This window comes from Nitratireductor sp. PBL-C9 (genome assembly GCF_050877045.1).
In the GTDB taxonomy this organism is placed as follows: domain Bacteria; phylum Pseudomonadota; class Alphaproteobacteria; order Rhizobiales; family Rhizobiaceae; genus Nitratireductor; species Nitratireductor aquimarinus.
Genome location: NZ_JBPAXW010000011.1, coordinates 134,105 through 153,303, shown reverse-complemented (window position 1 = coordinate 153,303; position 19,199 = coordinate 134,105). Strand labels below are relative to the sequence as shown.

The following is a 19,199-nucleotide window of genomic DNA, read 5'->3' as shown; positions in this document are numbered from 1 at the left end:
CATCTAGCATTTTTCCCTCGCCGCCACCACGCCCGCAGACGAAAATTTATCCTCCAAAAACGAAGCAACCGCCCGGTTTCGGGCGGCTGCGGCAATTGACCGTAGGATATTGCGCTCGGGCCGAGCCGTCGCTTTCGGCAGACTCGCACCGGCCCGTCTTCGTTTCAGAAGACACCCTCATGCGCCCGTCAGGCAATGCAGCCCGACGACGACACGCTAAAGCGCCGTCGAGATCTGCAGCTCGCTCGCCCCGTCGCGGGCATAGATGTCGTCGCGCAGATGCACGGCGCCATCGCCGGTCGACCAGGCGGAGATATAGGTGAAATAGACCGGCACCGGATTGGACAGCGCGACGCGCACATCCTCTTCGGTCTGAATGGTCTGCTCGATGCGGCGACGGCCCCAGCCATCGGTCTCGCTCAGGAGCCAGGTCACCAGGTCGCGCACATTCTGCACGCGAACACAGCCCGACGAATAGAACCGGTCGAGATCGCGGAACATGCCCTGCTGGGGCGTGTCATGCATGTAGACCGCATGCGGGTTCGGGAAGTTGATCTTGATCGACGCCATGGCGTTGATCCGGCCCGGATCCTGCCGGAACCGGTATTTTGCGGCATCATCCGTCGACCAGTCGACCGTCAGCGGATCCACTTCGCTGCCATTGGGCGCGATCAGGCGGATATTGTTGTCGGTCAGGTAACTGGGGTTCTTGCGCATCAGCGGAATGATGTCCTTGCGGACAATCGACACCGGCGCATTCCAGTAGGGATTGATGATGATTTCGTTGATCTTGGAATTCAGGATCGGCGTCTGGCGGTCCACCTTGCCGACAATGGCGGTGTGGCGCAGCACGACGCGGCCCGTATCCACGGCCTCGATCTCGGCGGCGGGAATGTTCACCACCACATAGCGATTGCCCATGGAGCCCGACATGGAGGTGAGCCGGCCCAGATTGGTTTGAAGCTGGCCAAGGCGAATGGCCGCCGGAACATTGAGCGCCGCAAAGGTGTGCGGTCCGGTAACGCCGTCGGCAGGAAGGCCATGGCGGGTCTGGAAGCGCTTGACCGCCGCTTCAACATAGGAATCGAACGACTGCGACATGCCCGCACGCGGCGAGAGATCGCCGGACACCATCAGTCTGCGGCGCAGGACCTCCACATTGGGATCGACCACACCGACCTGAAGCTTTTTGTTGTCGGGAACGCGCGGCCACCCGCCCTGCGAGACGATGTTGGAATATTCCATGATCGCGCGCTGAAGGTAGGAAACGGTTTCCTGACTGAAGATGGGAAGATTGGTCGCAACCTTGCCGCCGGCGCTGGCGCGAGCATCAAACTGATCGTTCCAGGCGCCACGCCTTGGCGAACGGATGATCGCGTCAAGAAAGTCCTGGGCGTTGGCGGCTCCGGTCATCGCTGCCGTAGCGGCAGCACCGGCACCGGTTAAAAACATACGGCGGTTCGTCTTCATACGCGTGTCCGAGCTCTCTGTGGCTAGCACCCCTCCGGGAGGGCTGCGGGCAGTGTTGCGGCCTGACCATGCCGCGACTGCGTTAAGAATCCGCGAACCTTATTCAAAAATGGCGCTCGCACGCCAAGCGGCTCCTGCGCCTTAGGTTCCACCGGATTATGACCTTAACGTGACCAGCAGTCACCTATCGCAAAATAACGGATGCGTGAAGGCCGGCGTCCCGCCACGCCGGCCTTCGAATGACTGCACACCGGCGCGCAGTCAGGTGATCAAGGCGAGACTACATACGGTAGGCGATGGAATCGTTCCAGAAGCGATCAAGGCGCTGGAGGGCACGATTCATCTGGCTGAACTCATCGGCGCTGATGCCGCCGACCTGCTCGATGGAGCCGATGTGACGGTTGTAGAGACCTTCGACAACCTTTGCCACCTGGACACCCTTCGGCGTCAGGCTGATGCGCACCGAACGACGGTCGACGCGAGAGCGCTGATGGTTGACGAAGCCGAGATCAACCAGCTTCTTGAGGTTGTAGGAAACATTGGAGCCGAGATAGTAGCCGCGCGAGCGCAGCTCGCCTGCCGTCAGTTCCGTGTCACCGATGTTGAAGAGCAGCAGCGCCTGAATGGCGTTGATGTCGCTGCGGCCGTTGCGCTCGAACTCGTCCTTGATGACGTCGAGCAGACGGCGGTGCAGGCGCTCCACAAGCTGAAGGGATTCAAGATAAAGAGAACGCAGTGCATCCGAGCGTTCTTCATTCGAAGCGGCAGGTTTCGCCGCGGGTCGCGAAGTATTCATAACTAAAGCCTCTCGTTTGACGCCGGTGATTTTTGTTTTTTGTCTCACCTTGACCCGAACCTAGCGAAGGCATCTAAAATTCGACTTAAACACTAGCCTTAACAACGCCTTACAAAAGCCAACGCTGCTAATACGGCTAACAGGCAGTAAACCCGCCTGTGGACATTCGATGAAAGCTTTAGAGATTAAGGGGATGCCGCTTGTGGCCTGAAACCGGGCCTGACCCTAAAGCATCGCCTGCCGCTTGCGGCGGTAGCGCGCAATGCGCAAACCGGCATAGGTAATCGCCACGAGAAGGTGAAAACCCAACAGCGGATAATTGTGCCCGAACATCTCTGGCATGAAGCCGTACATGGCCACTTCCGTGCCGGCGCACAGAAACCAGATGACCGCTCCCCATGGCGCGACCAGCCAGAGACCGACGGACGCAAACGGATAAAGCACGGCCAGAACGATGCTCGCCACCTGCCAGTGGATCGGCATCAGGTCGAACCGCCACATGAGCCCGGGATAAAAACCGAGCAGCCGCACCCAGTACACAAGCCCCATGACGAGGCAGACGAGCGCGACAATACGGTGGAACGCGTAATAGGCTGCTTCAAGCTGGGAGGGCCGCGCCGAAGGCAGACCCGAGAGCGTTTCAACTTTCACAGCGCCAGCTCCTTGCCCGGCAGGGGCGCGAAATAGGCGTCAATGTCCTCATCCTTCACGCCGTCGAGCGTATCGGGCTTCCAGTGGGGCGTGCTTCCCTTCTCCACCAGAACCGCGCGGATGCCTTCATAGAAGTCGTGCCCGGTGAGCATGCGGTTCAGGATGCGGAATTCCATATGCATGCACTCGTCCATGGTCAGCATCGCGCCGGCGCGGACCTGACGAAACGCGACATGAAGACTGGTGGGCGAACGCCTGGCGATGGTCGCAGCAGTCTTCTGCACCCATTCGTCCTGATCCTCGCCAAGCGACTGCAGGACCTCCGCAAGCGTGCCGAAAGAAAAATGGCTGGCAATCGCATGCAGCGCGCCGTCATCCATTTCGCGTTCCGCAGTTCCGGCAAATGCTGCCAGCGTCGCATCCACATCACCGCCCTCGCACAGGGCCTGGGTCAATGCCGGCAGTTCCGCCGCATCGACCGCGTGCGTGGCAAGCCCCGTCGCGCAGGCGTCACCCCTGCGAATGCGGTTTCCGGTGAGCGCCAGATACATGCCGAATTCGCCCGGCAGGCGCGAAAGCAGGAAACTGCCGCCGACATCGGGGAAAAAGCCGATACCGACTTCGGGCATGGCGAAGATGGCGTTTTCCGTCATCACGCGATGCGAACCATGGAAGGAGACGCCAACGCCGCCGCCCATGACAATGCCGTCGATCAGCGCCACATAGGGTTTGGGGAAACGGGCAATTGCCGCATTGAGCCGATACTCGTCTGCAAAGAAATCCGGCTTTGCCTCGCCGGCAAGCCCGGCTTTGTAAACATCAAGAATGTCGCCGCCGGCGGAGAAGGCGCGCCCCTCCCCGCGAATGATCACGAGCTTGACCGTGTCGTCCGTCTCCCAGGCGGAAAGCGCGCGGGCGAGCGCCCGCACCATGCCGTGATTGACCGCATTGAGGGAAGAAGGCCGGTTGAGCGTCACGATCCCGGCACATCCGACCTGTTCGAACAGGATTTCCTCAGCGCCACCGAAATCGACTTTCACAGCCACCCCCCAGAACGTTGCAACCACGCGCAGGCCTTTCTAGCTGATTATTAGCCGCTTTTCGCCCCGTCAATGCTATAAGGAACTGCGACCACAGGACACCGGACCCGCACTTGGACCCACAGGGCCTGCATGATAGAGAGGCGCCACACTGGAGTCGAAGCCGTGAACAAGTTTTCCCGCACCATGAACAGCCCCGCCACACGCCGCACCGTCGATGAGATCACCGGCAGCCGCCGCCTGCGCCGCACGCGCAAGGCCGACTGGTCGCGCCGCCTCGTGCGCGAGAACCATCTGACGGTCGACGATCTGATCTGGCCGCTGTTCCTCATGGAGGGCGAGAACCGGCAGGAACCGCTTTCCGCCATGCCCGGTGTCATGCGCCATACGGTCGACCATGCGGTCCGGCAGGCCGAATACGCCGCAAAGCTCGGCATTCCGGCCATCGCCACCTTTCCCAATATCGATCCCGCGCGCCGCGATGAGACCGGCTCCCACAGCCTCGACCCGGACAATCTGATCAACCGCGCCACCCGCGCCATCAAAGAAGCGGTGCCGGAGATCGGCATCATCACCGATGTGGCGCTCGACCCCTTCACCAGCCATGGCCATGACGGCATCCTGCGCGATGGCGAGATCATCAATGATGAAACGGTCGCCCAGATCGCGGCTGCGGCCGTTGGCCAGGCTGAAGCCGGCGCGGACATCATCGCCCCCTCCGACATGATGGACGGGCGCATCGGCGCCATTCGCGACGCGCTCGACCAGAACGGCTTCCAGAACGTGGCGATCATGTCCTACGCGACGAAATTCGCCTCGGCCTTCTATGGCCCCTATCGCGAGGCCATCGGCACGGGCGGTCTGCTGAAGGGCGACAAGAAGACCTATTACATCGATCCGGCCAATTCCGACGAAGCGCTGCGCGAAGCCGAGCAGGATCTTCAGGAAGGTGCGGACATGCTGATCGTGAAGCCCGGCCTTCCCTATATCGACATTGTCCGCCAGCTGAAGGACACGTTCTCCGTGCCGACCTTCGCCTATCAGGTGTCCGGCGAATACGCGATGATCCGCGCGGCAGCCGCCAATGGCTGGATCGACGGCGAGCGCGCCATGCTGGAAAGCCTGCTTTCCTTCAAGCGCGCGGGCTGCGACGGAATTCTCACCTATTTTGCCGCCGAAGTTGCTGAATTGCTCTGATTTTGCTCGGAAAATCTTGAAGTGCCGTGTGAACGCACCCATTTTTCATTTGTTCGACAAACCAATGAAGGAACGTTCATGACGGCCACAAGGCCCCTCGACGGCGAAATCATCGATCCCGCACGGGATGACTGGCATCTTTACCGCGGCGTTCGCACGCGGCGCATTTTCGCGTTCTGCATCGACTACCTGTTGATCGGGCTGATGATGGTTCCCGTCGCAATCATCGTGGCCCTTCTGGGCGTGATGACGCTGGGACTGGGCTGGCTCCTGTTCGGCATCCTCGCCCCGCTGACCGCCCTTCTCTACGTCGCGATGACCCTTGGCGGTCGCAGACAGGCGACGCTCGGCATGCAGTTCATGGACGTCAAACTTGTTCGTCTCGATGGCGGGCGCGTCGATTCCATGCTGGCCGTGGTTCACACGGTTCTGTTCTGGGCCGGCAATGCGGTTCTGACGCCGCTGATCCTGCTCGCAAGCCTGTTCCTCGATTACAAGCGCACCGTCCATGATCTGCTTCTGGGCACGGTTGTGGTGCGAACGAGCTGATAATCGAAATTATCGCAAAAGTTGCATCTTTAACGACGCTATATACTTCTGATTTATCAAAACAAGATCGCTCGCTATCGTGAGGCGTTTTCGAACCCTTGATTGATTATGCGAGCGACTTTGATGACCAATACATTTGATCTTAGCCCCCAGCTGACCGCACCGCCCGGAGACCGGCAACCAGATTTCATCGTGCGACAGGGCACGTGGCTGCATTTGCGGCGATGCCTTGCCTTCCTGTTGGATTACGCCCTGTATGCATTGCTGGCCGTTATTCTGTCCGTTCTGGCAACAATGCTCATGGAGTATGTCGTGTTGCACTGGATTGCACCCGACCGAACGCCGGGAGACATACCGACTGCTCTTTATACGCTTTCCAAGGCCGCGGCCGGAATGGCAACGCTGGTCGCCGTCATTCTCTACATCAGGGCGACACTCGGCGGGCGCTACCAGGCGACCCTCGGCATGCGCGTGTTCAGTCTGCGACTGGAACGGCTCGACAGCGTCGAGATCACACCCCGCTACGCAACCGCACATACCCTGCTAGCAGTCGCTCTCTGCACGCTCTTCAGCCCGCTGATTCTGCTGGCCGCATTCTTTCTGTCGCACAGACAGACCGTGCATGACCGGCTGCTCGATACGGTGATGGTGAGAACCGACTGACGACGGCTTTTTGAAACGCGGCGCATGCCGCGCTTCGGCCCTCCTGCGACAAGCAAATTCCTTTCCCGTCGGAAGACGCGAAAGCCTTTCCTTTGCCCGCCTTTTGCCGGCATCGGCAAATCCATGCTTGCGGCGCGACCGCTCGTGCTTATTCTCCTGACCTTGCAGGCAGGCATTGGGTATGGCCTGCGGGGACAGTTTCAAGCGGCGGGAGCTGAATGGCCGATTTCCATCTCTGGGCGACCTACGCGATCATTTTCGCCACGGTCGCCGCCTATATCAGCGAACGCTTCACGCTCGAGCTTGTCGCCCTTGGCAGCCTCGTGGCGTTCCTCGCGCTTTTCGCCTTCATTCCCTACGAGAACGCATCCGGCGGCCTGCCGCCCGAAGAACTTCTTTCAGGATTCGCCAATCCGGCGCTCGCGACGGTTCTCGCGCTCCTGATCGTCGGTCAGGGACTGTTTGCCACCGATGCTCTGGACAAGCCCGCGCGCATTCTCGCCAGATCGGCCGGCGGGTCGAGCACCCGCACGATCATCATCACGCTTGTGACAGCGGCCCTGCTCAGCGCCATTTTGAACAACACGCCGGTGGTGGTGATCTTCATTCCGGTGCTGATCGTCTTTGCCGCGCAGCGCAATTTCCCGGTTTCCAAGGCGCTGATGCCGCTTTCCTTCATGACCATTCTGGGGGGCATGACAACGCTGATCGGCTCGTCCACCAACCTTTTGGTTGCCGGTGTTGCCGCCAAGGCGGGCATTGGAATCGGATTCTTCGACATCACCCTGCCGGGCTTTATGCTGGCCGCAGCCGGCGCGCTTTATGTCTTCTTTCTGATGCCGCGCATCCTGCGCGATTCGAGCAATGAGAAGACCTTCCGGCAGGTGCAGTCGGGCACGCAGTTCATTGGTGAAATCCGCATCGTGCCCGGCCACCCCTTCATCGGCAAGGAATCGAAAGCCGGTCTCTTTCAGGGGCTCGGCGATCTGACCCCGCGCCTCATCATACGGCGCGGCATGAGCTTTCATCCCCCGTTCGAGAATGTGGTGCTTTCCGAAGGCGACCGGCTGATGGTGACGGCCACCCGCCGCGCCTTCACCCAGGCGCTTTCGCATGGGGCGGCCGGCCACATGGCCGAGGGGCAGACCGAGGCGGCGCGGGTTGGTCCGGACTATCACATCGCCGAAGCCGTGATCCCGCCGGGTTCGCGCCATGCAGGGCGCACCATCCGCAATGCCGGCATTGAGACCGAGCACGGCGTTCACATGCTCGGCGTCCAGCGCAAGAGCCGCATGGGCCGCACGCCTGTCTCCGACATCCGGCTGGAGCCCGGCGATACGATCCTTGTCGGCGGCACCGACCGCGCCTTCGAGGATCTGCGCGAAAGCCATGACCTGCTCGTTCTCGAATGGTCGGCAGAACCCGTGCCGCAGCGTCGCAAGGCCTGGATCTCCTTTGTCATCTTTGCCGGCATCGTGGTGACCGCCGCTCTGGACATCGCGCCGATCGTCGCCACGGCAATCGCCGGCGCCTTCGCCATGATCGCGACCGGCTGTCTGACGCTGGCGCAGGCCGGCCGCGCCTTCGACCGGCAGATATTCCTTCTGGTGGGCTCGGCCATTGCCGCCGCCACGGCGCTGGAACGCACGGGCGGCGCAAACCTGATCGCCGACAGCGCGGTCGCGCTCCTCGACGGTCAGAGCCCCGCCATCATTCTGTCGGGCTATTTCGCCGTCGTGGCCGTGCTGACCAATTTCCTGTCCAACAATGCAACGGCAGTGCTGTTCACACCCATCGGGCTTGGCATCGCGGCCGCCATCGGCGCGCCGGCGGAAGCCTTCATCGCGGCCACGATCTTCGCCGCCAACTGTTCCTTCGCCACCCCCATCGGCTACCAGACCAACCTGATGGTCATGGGGCCGGGTCACTACTCCTTCCGCGACTTCATGAAGGCCGGCATGCCGCTGGTGGCGATAATTTGGTTGACGTTTTCGTTTGTCGGGCCATGGTATTATGGGCTTTAGATCGCGTGCGCCCATTCTGACGCACAAAGGACGATCTGAATTATTGATGGAGCATCGGACTATCCCGAAAACCGGATTCCACGTTTCGGTCCGATGCTTCAGGACAGGAGTGACGCCCTACCGACATGACGCAGCAACCCGCCCAATCGCCGCAGTTCTTTCTGACCGCGCCTTCGCCCTGCCCTTATCTGGAAGGGCAGTTCGAGCGTAAGGTCTTCACCCATCTGGTCGGGGACAAGGCGCCCGAACTGAACGATTTGCTGACCCAGGGCGGTTTCCGCCGCTCTCAGAACATCGCCTATCGGCCTGCCTGCGAAACCTGCCGCGCCTGTGTTTCCGTACGCATTCTGGCGCAGGAGTTTCAGCCGACGAAGAACATGAAACGCATTCTGAGACAGAATGCGGACCTGATCGGAACGGCCCAGGCGGCCGAGCCCTCCACGGAGCAGTACACGCTGTTCCGCAGCTATCTGGACGCCCGCCACAAGAAGGGCGGCATGTCGGACATGACCGTGCTCGACTATGCGATGATGGTTGAGGACACCCATGTGGGCACCCAGGTGATCGAGTATCGCCGCCGCGGCCCGGACAGTTTCATCACCGGCAAGGGCGAAGGCGAGCTCATGGCCGTGGCCCTGACCGACTTGATGGGTGACGGGCTGTCGATGGTTTATTCCTTCTTCAATCCCGCGCTGACCGAGCGCTCGCTCGGCACATTCATGATTCTCGACCACATCAACCGCGCCGTGGCTGCCGGTCTGCCGCATGTCTATCTGGGCTACTGGGTCAATGGATCGCGCAAAATGGCCTATAAGGTACGCTTCAAGCCGCAGGAACATCTCGGCCCGCAGGGGTGGGAGCGCGTAGACTAGCGCGCGCCACCCGGACAGGGTCTGCCAAGACGGCACATCTTCATTCCCTTTCTCAGAGGATTGCCGCCCGTGTCCGACCCAGCCTCTTCTTCGCATGCAAAAGGCCTCGCACTGACCGCGTTTGGCGGCATGGCGCTGACCATCGACATTCCCTTAATTCGGCTTGCCGACGGTGATCCCTGGCCGATCCTGATGGTGCGCAGCGCGCTGACGGTTGCCGTGGCGCTCGCCGTCTGGTTCGTCTGGCGTCTCTTTTCACGCAATGCGCCACCGCTCATGCCCGGTCGTGTCGGCCTCGTTGTGGCCGCACTCTACGCGCTTTCCGCGCTTTGTTTCATCACCGCCGTCTACAACACCTCGACGGCCAATCTGGTGTTCATCCTCGCCTTCAATTCCATGTTCGCAGCGCTGCTCTCCTGGCTGTTCCTGAAGGAGCGACCGAAACCGGCCACGCTGATTGCCATGGGGGTGATGCTGATCGGCGTGCTGATCATTGTCGGCGGCGGCATCGGGGCTGGAAATCTGTTCGGCGACGTGATGGCGCTGAGCGCTGCCTTCCTGCTGGCGACCGCCATCACCATCACGCGCGGCAGCGGGCGCGACATGGGCTTTACGGCGCTGGTCGCCGTCATATTACCCTTCATCGTGGCCGTGATCATGACCGCCAAGACCGGCTACCGCATCGAGGCTCCCTGGTGGATCATCCTCAACGGCGCGGTGATCATGCCGATATCGTTCTTCTGCCTCTCCAACGGCCCGAAATACATTTCAGGCCCGGAAGTGGCGATGTTCTATCTTCTGGAAACCGTGCTTGCGCCCGTCTGGGTGTGGTTGATTTTCTCGGAAGTGCCGAGCCGCGCGACGCTGATCGGCGGCACGATCCTGATCGTCACGCTGGTCGCCCACTCGCTCTGGCAGCTTCATTCCGGGCGCAGGCGGCGGCGCGCACAGGCCGCGCTGCGCCATCCGGTGTAGGGTGAGAAGCGCACGTCATCACCGCCCCCGTGGTTCGCCCTTCGACAAGCTCAGGCGCTCACCATGGCGGCTGGGTAAAGAACGCGCCTATTTCTTCTTCATGGCCTGAGCCAGTGCGGCGGCGAGTGCGCCCTGCGGTTCGCTGCTGCGCCCGCCCGGCTTGCCACCGCCATTGCGCTGCTGCCCGCCACGGAACGGCTTGCCGCCATCGCGCGGACGGCCAGCGCCCGCACCGGCATCTGCGCCACCACTGGCTCCGCCGGCATCCTTGCGCATGGAGAGGCTGATGCGCTTGCGCTTGATGTCGACCTCAAGCACCCGCACCTTCACCACATCGCCGGCCTTCACCACCTCATGCGCGTCCTTCACGAAGCGGTCGGCAAGCTGGGAGACATGCACCAGCCCGTCCTGATGAACACCGATATCCACGAACGCGCCGAAGGCGGCAACATTGGTCACCGTGCCTTCAAGGCTCATGCCGGGCTTCAGATCCTTGATGTCGTCGATGCCCTCGGCAAAGGTGGCCGTGCGGAAGGCCGGGCGCGGGTCGCGGCCCGGCTTCTCAAGTTCGGCAATGATGTCGCGCACCGTGGGCAGACCAAAACGCTCATCCACGAAGACGCGCGGGTCGAGCGCCTTGAGCGCGCCAGCGTCGCCCATCAGCGAGCGCACATCGCGCCCGCAGGACGAGACGATCTTGCGCGCCACGCCATAGGCCTCCGGGTGAACTGACGAAGCGTCCAGCGGCTCCGTGCCGTTCGGGATGCGCAGGAAGCCGGCGCACTGCTCGAAGGTGCGCTGGCCAAGCCGCGCCACCTCCAGAAGCTGCTTGCGGCTGGAGAACGCGCCATTGGCGTCGCGATGCGCCACAATGGCCTCGGCAATCGACGCGCCAAGGCCCGAAACGCGCGCCAGAAGCGATGAGGATGCCGTGTTCAGGTCCACGCCGACCGCGTTCACCGCGTCTTCCACCACGGCGTCGAGCGCCTTTGCCAGACGGTATTGATCCACATCGTGCTGATACTGGCCGACGCCGATGGACTTCGGCTCGATCTTCACCAGCTCCGCCAGCGGGTCCTGCAGGCGGCGCGCGATGGAGACAGCCCCGCGCAGCGAGACGTCAAGATTGGGGAACTCGGCCGCCGCCGTGGGCGACGCCGAATAAACCGATGCGCCGGCCTCGGAAACCACGACCTTGAGCGGCTTGGGCGCCGGCATATCCGACAGCATGTCGGCCACGAGCTTTTCGGTCTCGCGGCTTCCCGTGCCGTTGCCGATGGCGATCAGCTCGACGCCGTGCTTGCGGATCAGCGCCGACAGCTCGGCCTGGCTGCCACGCAGATCGTTGCGCGGTGGGAACGGGTACACCGTGGAGGTGTCGAGCAGCTTGCCCGTGGCGTCGACCACGGCCACCTTGACCCCGGTGCGAATGCCCGGATCGAGCCCGAGCGTTGCCCGCGTGCCGGCGGGTGCCGCCAGAAGCAGATCCTTCAGATTGCGCGCGAACACATTGATCGCCTCTTCCTCGGCCCGCTCACGCAGATCGCGCATCAGATCGAGGTTGAGGTGCAGGAAGAGCTTTACGCGCCATGTCCAGCCGGCAACCTCCATCAGCCACTGGTCACCGGGACGCTGGCCGCCGATCTCATAGGCAGCCGCGATCATGCGCACCGCGGGCTTGAGCGGGCTGGTGTCGTCCGCATCCACTTCCAGGTCGAGCGCCAGCACGTCCTCGTTGCGGCCGCGCAGCATGGCAAGCGCGCGATGGCTCGGAACGCCCGACCACTGCTCGGAGTGGTCGAAATAGTCGGAGAACTTCGCGCCTGCCTCCTCCTTGCCCTCGACAACGCGGGCGCGCAGGACGGCGCGTTCCTTCATGTGATTGCGCAGTTTTCCGACCAGATCGGCGTTTTCGGCGAACTGCTCGGCAAGAATGTCGCGCGCGCCGTCGAGCGCGGCCTTCTCGTCTGCGACTTCTTCGCCGAGATAATCCTTCGCCAGATCGGCCGGCACTTTGGAGCGATCCGCCAGAATGGCCTCGGCCAGCGGCCCGAGCCCGCGCTCACGGGCGATCTGCGCCTTGGTGCGCCGCTTGGGCTTGTATGGCAGGTAGATGTCTTCCAGCTCCGCCTTGGTGGCGGCGGTGACGATCTTGGTCTCCAGATCCGGCGTGAGCTTGCCCTGCTCGCGGATCGAACCGAGGATCGTGTCACGGCGCTGATCGAGCTCGCGCAGATAGGAGAGCCGCTCGGCGAGCGTGCGCAACTGCGTGTCATCAAGGCCGCCGGTGACTTCCTTGCGGTAGCGCGCGATGAACGGAACGGTCGCCCCTTCATCCAGAAGACCAATGGCCGCCTGAGCCTGCTCCGGCCGGGCGGTGATCTCGGTGGCAATAAGGGCGGCGATGCGTTTGACGTCAGCTGACATGCGAATTCCTGAATCTGTGAACCCGGCGAAGATAGTGTCATTCGCCGCCCCCTGCCGCTCACAAGAGTGGCTTTTCCACAGTCGCGGGCGTGATCAAGGTGAGTTGGTGGGGGCGTGAGGCGGGGATTGGCGAGCGGGAGCGCTGTGCGTCCTTCGACAAGCTCAGGATGAGGGAGGTGGGTAGCCGGATTTCGGGTCAGGTGTATGGGATAGAGTGTCTGGGTGCTCGGGAGAACACACATGCGCTCACTGCAAGGAAGGCAGCTTCTCAGAGTGGGGAGATGCGCACAGATCTCAGCGAAGCAGGCAAAAAGCCTACAACCAACCCTTCAAGGCCGAGGAGAGCGAGTACAACTCTGCGTGCCCTCCCCGTCATTCTCAACATCCCTCATCATGAGCCTAACACCCCTCATCCTGAGCTTGTCGAAGGACGCACAGCGCTCCCGCGCGCCGCACAAGACCAAGGGGCAAATGCAGCGCGCACCCTGCACCGACAGCCCCCTCGCCCCTTAACGCGGAGCGAGGTCGGAGATCAGGCCGTTCACCACTTCGGCCATCAGCATGGAAGCCGAGAAATCGAACTCGTTGATGGCGACGAACACGCCAACGCCGCGCGTCGGGGCGAAGGCGTGGTAGACGAACATGCCCTGCAGGCCGCCAGCCTTCTGCAGGATCAGCGGACGGTCACCCTCGGGCTGCATGACGATCCAGCCAAGCCCCATGGAATCCATATGACCGGATTCGTCAAAGCCATAAGTGGGATCGAGCGCATCGCGCTGCACATAGGAGGCGTGGTCGAGGAGCCGCATCTCGGCCATGTCCGGCGAGAAGCGGTCAAGATGCCATTGCAGCCAGGTCACCATGTCGTTGGCGGTGGAATAAAGCCCGCTCGCGCCCGACATGACCGGCGTGTTGGGCACGTCCGGCAGCGGCGATCCATCGAAACTGTGGCCCTGCATCAGCCGGTCGCGGTCGGCCTCGGCCGGCGCAAAGGTCGTGTCCTTGAGGCCAATGGGTTCAAGAACCCGCTCGGCAAGCAGTGCGTCATAGGGTTTGCCTGCGGCAGAGCCCAGCGCAACGGCCAGCATGTCGAAGCCGAAATTGGAGTAGAGCCCGCCCGTGCCCGCCGGGAAGAGCTGCACATCGCTGGTGAAGGCCTTTTCGTAGGTCTCTTTCGTCAGCGTGGAGAAAGGATCATTCTCCGGACCGGGCTCGCGGTCGACTTCGCGCGGCAGACCGGACGTGTGTGTGGCGAGGTCAATCAGCCGGATTGGCTTGCCGTCCAGCGCCGGAACGGTCACATCCCAGCCAATGCGCTCCTGCAAATGATCTGTGAACTTCACCGAGCCATCGGCGACGAGGCTCGCCAGAACCGCGCCGGTGAACACCTTGGTCACGGAGCCGACCCGCATCAGCGTGTCGCCGTCCGGCGTCTTGCCGCTTCCCTTGGCGGTTTCGCCAAAGCCGAAAACGGCGGTCTCGCCATTGCGCACCGCGCCGATCACAAGACCGGGCACATCGGTCTGCAGATAGAGGATCTGACCGGAAAACTCGACCGCGTCGCTCAACAGCCGGTCTTCAGCCGAAGACGGCTGCGCCAGCCCGACAAATCCGGCCAGCGCCAGCGTTGCGGCCCGAAGGCCCGTTCCATTCCAGTGCAGCATATCACCCCTCCTCTGCTTGCACCCTGGCCTTCACGCCTGTGTTGCGGCGCTTACCCAAATTTTCCGGTGCGTGGAAATCCTTTCGGCGCCATGCGACCCGCGGCCGCCCGGTTACCCATCCATTCAAGCAGTTCTTCGCGCGATTTGACGAAGGTGCGATCAGCGGAATCCTTCCACGAAAGCCCCTCCTCCATGGCGAAGGTCTTGATGTCGGAAACGCCGCCATCCTTGTAGCGCTGCAGGCGCACGCCCTTGCCGCGTGTCATCTCCGGCACTTCGGAAAGCGGGAAGACGAGCAGCTTGCGGTTCTGGCCGACCACGGCCACGTGATCGCCCGAAACCGGCAGACAGAGCTTCATCTCGTCCGGAGCCTTCACATTCATCACCTGCTTGCCCTTGCGGGTGTTGGCGATGATTTCCTTCTCGGCGACCACGAAGCCATTGCCCGCATGCGATGCGACCAGGAGCCTGCGCTCGGGATCATGCGCGAAGGCGGTGACGATGGCCTGATCATTGTCCATGTCGACCATGATACGCACCGGCTCGCCATGGCCGCGCCCGCCGGGCAGACGGTCCGCGCCAAGCGTGAAGACCTTGCCGCCCGTGGTGAAGAGCAGGATCTTGTCGGTCGTCTGGGCGTGGAAGGCGATCTTGAGGCTGTCGCCCTCCTTGAAGGAGAGCGAGGAGAAGTCGGCCAGATGCCCCTTCATGGCGCGCAGCCAGCCCTTTTCGGACAGGACCACCGTGATGGGTTCGCGCTCGATCAGCGCCTCGTGGACGTCTTCCAGATCGTGCTCTGGCGCTTCGGCAAAGGTGGTGCGGCGCGCGCCAAGACCCGGGTTCTTCTCCGGGTCGAAGGTCTGGCGCACCTTGGCGACTTCCCAGCGCACGGTCTTCCACTGGCGCTCGGAGGAGGCGAGCAGCGCTTCGATGCCTTCCTTTTCCTCGGAAAGTTTGTCGAACTCCTTGCGGATCTCAAATTCCTCGAGCTTGCGCAGGGCGCGCAGCCGCATGTTGAGGATCGCCTCGGCCTGCGTGTCCGTCAGCTCGAAGCGCGCGATCATCACCTTCTTCGGCTCATCCTCCTCGCGGATGATGCGGATGACCTCGTCGATGTTCAGATAGGCGACGAGATAGCCGGCAAGGATTTCCAGCCGCTTCTCGATTTCCGCCAGCCGGTGGCGCGAGCGGCGCAGGAGCACATCGCGGCGATGGTCGAGCCATTCGCGCAGAACCTGCTTGAGCGACAGGACGCCCGGCACCTTGCCGCGCGACAGCACGTTCATGTTGAGCGGGAAACGGCTCTCCAGATCGGTCAGCTTGAAGACCGATTCCATCAGCAATTCCGGCGCGACGGCGCGGCTCTTGGGCACCAGAACGACGCGGATATCCTCCGCGCTTTCGTCGCGAATGTCTTCCAGCAGCGGCAGGCGGCGCGAGATGATCAGTTCGGCGATCTTCTCGATCAGCCGCGATTTCTGCACGCCATAGGGAATTTCGGTGACCACGGCCGTCCATGCGCCGCGGCTCTGTTCTTCCTTGTGCCAGCGGGCGCGAACGCGGAAACCGCCGCGTCCGGTCGCATAGGCCTCGCGGATGGAATCCGGCCCCTCGACGATGATGCCGCCAGTCGGGAAATCCGGCCCCTTGACGAAATCGAGCAGACGCTCGGGATCGACATCCGGATTGTCGATGATGGCGAGCGCCGCATCGCAGACTTCTGCCGCATTGTGCGGCGGGATCGAGGTCGCCATGCCCACGGCGATGCCCGAAGAACCATTGCAGAGCAGGTTCGGGAACGCGCCGGGGAGCACGATGGGCTCCTCGTCTTCCTCATTGTAGGTCAGACGGAAATCGACGGCATCCTCGGTGATGCCCGTCAGGATCTCCGAGGCAACCTCGGTCATGCGCGCTTCGGTGTAGCGCATGGCAGCCGCGTTATCGCCGTCGATATTGCCGAAATTGCCCTGCCCGTCGACCAGCGGATAACGCATGGCGAAAGGCTGCGCGAGACGCACCAGCGCGTCGTAGATCGACTGGTCGCCATGCGGATGGAACTTGCCCATCACGTCGCCGACGATGCGGGCGCATTTGGCAAAACCCTGATCGGGACTGAGGCGCAGAAGACGCATGGTGTGGACGATGCGCCGATGCACGGGCTTCAGCCCGTCGCGCACATCCGGCAGCGCACGATGCATGATCGTCGACAGCGCATAGGCGAGGTAGCGCTCTTCGAGCGCTTTTTTCAGATCGACCGGCTCTACGGCATCACCACCGTCGCCACCGGGCGGAAGCATATCTTTTCCCATGGTTTCCGGTTAGACCAGCGGGTGATTCGCGGCAAGCCTTTATGGCAAAAGGGCTGTGGCTAGACCACAGGACAGAAAAGTGGAAACCGGTTTTCGGTCTGTTCCGGTGCTCCATTAAAAGCGCAGGTCTTCCTTATGCATGCACGGCGACCTGCTTTACGTGTATGTCAGCGCGTGACCTGCGCCAGGAAGCGCTCGATCGTCACCGTCGCCGGATCGCCCTGACCGCCAAGCTTGCGTGCAATCGACCCGTGCGTGTAGCGCCCGCCGTCGAAAACCGCCGCCCGCGCCCCGCGCGCCTTGAGCAGATTGGCGTAACCATTGGTCAGCGCCCTGCGTCTTTCGCCATTGGAACCCGAGTGAAGGAAGAGATGCGGCGGAAAGCCCGAGCCGCGGCGCGCATAGGTGACCGGAGACCAGCGCACCCAGTCGTTCGGGTCCGAGCCGAAGGCATTGATATAGGGATAGCCGAGCGAACCCCGCATGCCGGCATAGGCCACCATGTCATAGGCCTGCACGTCGTTGGGAATCACACCGCGCACATCGCCGGCGACATTGCGCGCCGCCGCCATCGCCACCAGATGCGCGCCGGCGGAATGGCCCATCAGCACGATGCGCGACGGATCACCGCCATAGCGTGAAATGTTGGAGCGCACCCAGGAGATGGCCGCCGACAGATCGTTGACCTGCCCGTCAATGTTGGTCTGCGGCACTTTTCGATAGTCGATGGCGACCAGCATGTAGCCGCGCTGGGTGAGCCATTCGGGAAGCGAATAGACCTTCTTGCGCGAGCCCTTCACCCAGCCGCCGCCATGGGCGTAGATCACCACGGGAACCTTGGGGCTGCCGAAGGAGAACAGGTTCATGCGCACCACGCCGGCCTGGGAGGTCCGGCCGGGTGTGTCGGGTGCGTGAATGTCGAGTTTCAGGCCACTGCGGTAGGTGATGCCTTCATGGAGCTCCACCGCCTGCGCTGCGAACGAGAAGAGAATCAAAAGAAAGGCGCTCGCCCCAAAATGCCCGAATGCCCGCATTCCCAACCTCTCTCCCGTTTTCCAAGGGTTCAGCAACCATAGCGTCATGGATAACACGCAATACTGGCCTGTGAAAATTGACACAGGTTTACCCAAAGGCCATCCTCCGACCGTAATTCTCGGCCTCCATGCCAGCAGATAACCGTTATCTTACGTTACTTTAAGGAAATTGCCCATGCTCAGCCATGCAACCAAGCTGAAGACCCTCTCGCTCGCCGCCCTGCTTTCGGCCACGGCGCTGCAGTCCGCCCAGGCCTGGGAAGCGAATGAGGTTGCCGCGCGCTACAAGACGCTGCTCGGCGATCAGGGCGTCGAGGCGGAATGGACCGCCGCACGCAAGGACGGCGATTCGATTGTGCTTGAGGGCGCGTCGTTCGGTGTCGCCGACGTCGACAAAAAGGCGAACCTTGGCGATCTGGTTCTTGAAGACGTCAGCGAAACCGACACCGTCTACGAGATCGGCCGCGTCGCCGTTGATAATTTCCAGCAATCCGAGGATGATTTCGACATCGCACTGAAGGGCGTGTCCATCGAGGGGCTGATTCTGCCCAAGGAAGCGGAAGACGCTCCCTATGGCGGCCTGATGCAGTATCGCCGCTTCGCGCTGGAAAGCGCCCGCGTGGGCAAGAATGGCGATGAACCGATCTTCACGCTCGGCAATCTGGTGGCCGACACGGATCTCGGCGACGGCGCCAACAAAATGTCGTTCGAGGGCTCGGCAGAAAGCTTCTCGCTTGATCTGTCGAAACTCACCGACAGCAGGGAAGCCCACGAGCAGCTCAAGGAATATGGCTACGAGCAGCTTTCCGGCCGCGTCGACATGGCTGGCAGCTGGACGCTGGACGACGGCCGCATGCAGGTCAGCCGCTACGACCTGAAGCTCGACAATGCCGGCACACTGGCCATCACCGCCGACATCAGCGGCTACACGCCGCAATTCCTGCGCGCACTGCAGGAAATGCAAGAGAAGATGGAGAACGGCACGGAAGAGCAGCAGCAGGCACAGGGCCTCGCAATGCTCGGCCTCATGCAGCAGCTCAACCTGCATGGCGCGTCCATCCGCTTTTCCGATGCATCGCTGACCGGCAAGCTGATCGCCTATGTGGCCGCGCAGCAGGGTGTCAAGCCGGAGGACGTTGCCAATCAGGCAAAGGCCATCGTGCCGCTCATGGCCGGCCAGTATCTCGGCCCGGACCTGACCCAGAGCCTCGCGAAAGCGGTCACCACCTATCTTGATGACCCGCGCAACCTCACGATCAGCATCGCGCCGGAAGAGCCGATGCCGTTCGCCGTTCTGATGGGCACCGCCATGGGCTCACCGGAAGCACTCGCCAAGCAGGTTGGCCTGCAGGTTCTGGCGAACCAGTAAGAGGCGTCTCACCGCCTGGCGCATCGGCGCTCCAACGGGCCAGGCAGCGCAAGCTGCCTGGCTTTTTTGTGCCTGCAGCCGAAGCAGGGCGGAAACGAAAACGGCCCCGCCAGTGAAGGCGAGGCCGTTTTCAAGATGTTTGGGAGGCCGGTTTAGCGC

General features: G+C 62.3%; 15 protein-coding genes. 7 read left to right on the top strand and 8 right to left on the bottom strand.

Annotated features, from left to right (window positions below; translation table 11 throughout):
* Positions 1–216: 216 nt before the first annotated feature.
* The 4 genes from ACRTG1_RS21615 to ACRTG1_RS21600 form a co-directional block, all read right to left on the bottom strand.
* Complete coding sequence (locus ACRTG1_RS21615) at positions 217–1,470, bottom strand: L,D-transpeptidase family protein (RefSeq protein WP_113154887.1); 1,254 nt, start codon at positions 1,468–1,470, stop codon at positions 217–219.
* A 280-nt stretch (positions 1,471–1,750) separates the two neighbouring features.
* Positions 1,751–2,266: a transcriptional regulator LdtR gene (gene ldtR, locus ACRTG1_RS21610; RefSeq protein WP_113154886.1), complete on the bottom strand. Its 516-nt coding sequence runs from the start codon at positions 2,264–2,266 to the stop codon at positions 1,751–1,753.
* A gap of 225 nt (positions 2,267–2,491) precedes the next feature.
* The gene (locus tag ACRTG1_RS21605) at positions 2,492–2,917 is read right to left on the bottom strand and encodes a DUF6163 family protein (protein WP_113154885.1); all 426 of its coding nucleotides are present in this window, start codon (positions 2,915–2,917) and stop codon (positions 2,492–2,494) included.
* Entirely contained in the window at positions 2,914–3,957 is a 1,044-nt protein-coding gene (locus ACRTG1_RS21600; protein ID WP_206549224.1) for an enoyl-CoA hydratase/isomerase family protein, read from the bottom strand. Before ACRTG1_RS21600 ends, ACRTG1_RS21605 begins: the two co-directional genes overlap by 4 nt.
* Positions 3,958–4,122: 165 nt before the next feature.
* On the opposite strand from ACRTG1_RS21600, the gene hemB reads away from it, so the two are divergent.
* The 6 genes from hemB to ACRTG1_RS21570 all read left to right on the top strand — a co-directional run bounded on the left by hemB (position 4,123) and on the right by ACRTG1_RS21570 (position 10,237).
* Positions 4,123–5,154, top strand: a complete 1,032-nt coding sequence (gene hemB / locus ACRTG1_RS21595; protein ID WP_206546708.1) for a porphobilinogen synthase — start codon at positions 4,123–4,125, stop codon at positions 5,152–5,154.
* Positions 5,155–5,232: 78 nt separating this feature from the next.
* Positions 5,233–5,703 carry an RDD family protein gene (locus ACRTG1_RS21590; protein WP_206549223.1) on the top strand — a complete coding sequence of 157 codons (471 nt, stop codon included), beginning with the start codon at positions 5,233–5,235 and terminating at the stop codon, positions 5,701–5,703.
* A 123-nt stretch (positions 5,704–5,826) separates the two neighbouring features.
* Positions 5,827–6,366 carry an RDD family protein gene (locus ACRTG1_RS21585; RefSeq protein ID WP_206549222.1) on the top strand — a complete coding sequence of 180 codons (540 nt, stop codon included), beginning with the start codon at positions 5,827–5,829 and terminating at the stop codon, positions 6,364–6,366.
* A 218-nt stretch (positions 6,367–6,584) separates the two neighbouring features.
* Entirely contained in the window at positions 6,585–8,390 is a 1,806-nt protein-coding gene (locus ACRTG1_RS21580) for an SLC13 family permease (protein WP_113154881.1), read from the top strand.
* A 125-nt stretch (positions 8,391–8,515) separates the two neighbouring features.
* Positions 8,516–9,262 (top strand): arginyltransferase, encoded by a 747-nt coding sequence (locus tag ACRTG1_RS21575; RefSeq protein ID WP_206546711.1) that lies wholly within the window; start codon positions 8,516–8,518, stop codon positions 9,260–9,262.
* Positions 9,263–9,391: 129 nt separating this feature from the next.
* Complete coding sequence (locus ACRTG1_RS21570) at positions 9,392–10,237, top strand: DMT family transporter (RefSeq protein WP_394855505.1); 846 nt, start codon at positions 9,392–9,394, stop codon at positions 10,235–10,237.
* 87 nt (positions 10,238–10,324) lie between these two features.
* Here the strand turns inward: ACRTG1_RS21570 and ACRTG1_RS21565 are convergent, their stop codons facing one another.
* From ACRTG1_RS21565 to ACRTG1_RS21550, 4 genes are all read right to left on the bottom strand, one after another.
* Positions 10,325–12,664 (bottom strand): Tex family protein, encoded by a 2,340-nt coding sequence (locus ACRTG1_RS21565; protein ID WP_432517140.1) that lies wholly within the window; start codon positions 12,662–12,664, stop codon positions 10,325–10,327.
* Between the two features lie 509 nt (positions 12,665–13,173).
* Positions 13,174–14,328 carry a D-alanyl-D-alanine-carboxypeptidase/endopeptidase AmpH gene (ampH, locus tag ACRTG1_RS21560; protein ID WP_297565136.1) on the bottom strand — a complete coding sequence of 385 codons (1,155 nt, stop codon included), beginning with the start codon at positions 14,326–14,328 and terminating at the stop codon, positions 13,174–13,176.
* A 50-nt stretch (positions 14,329–14,378) separates the two neighbouring features.
* On the bottom strand, positions 14,379–16,637 hold the full coding sequence (gene parC, locus ACRTG1_RS21555) for a DNA topoisomerase IV subunit A (protein ID WP_432517138.1): 2,259 nt from the start codon (positions 16,635–16,637) through the stop codon (positions 14,379–14,381).
* Between the two features lie 167 nt (positions 16,638–16,804).
* Entirely contained in the window at positions 16,805–17,671 is an 867-nt protein-coding gene (locus ACRTG1_RS21550; RefSeq protein ID WP_299941072.1) for an alpha/beta hydrolase, read from the bottom strand.
* A 175-nt stretch (positions 17,672–17,846) separates the two neighbouring features.
* Between ACRTG1_RS21550 and ACRTG1_RS21545 the strand changes: the two genes are divergently transcribed.
* Positions 17,847–19,040 carry a hypothetical protein gene (locus ACRTG1_RS21545; RefSeq protein WP_432517137.1) on the top strand — a complete coding sequence of 398 codons (1,194 nt, stop codon included), beginning with the start codon at positions 17,847–17,849 and terminating at the stop codon, positions 19,038–19,040.
* Positions 19,041–19,199: the final 159 nt, after the last annotated feature.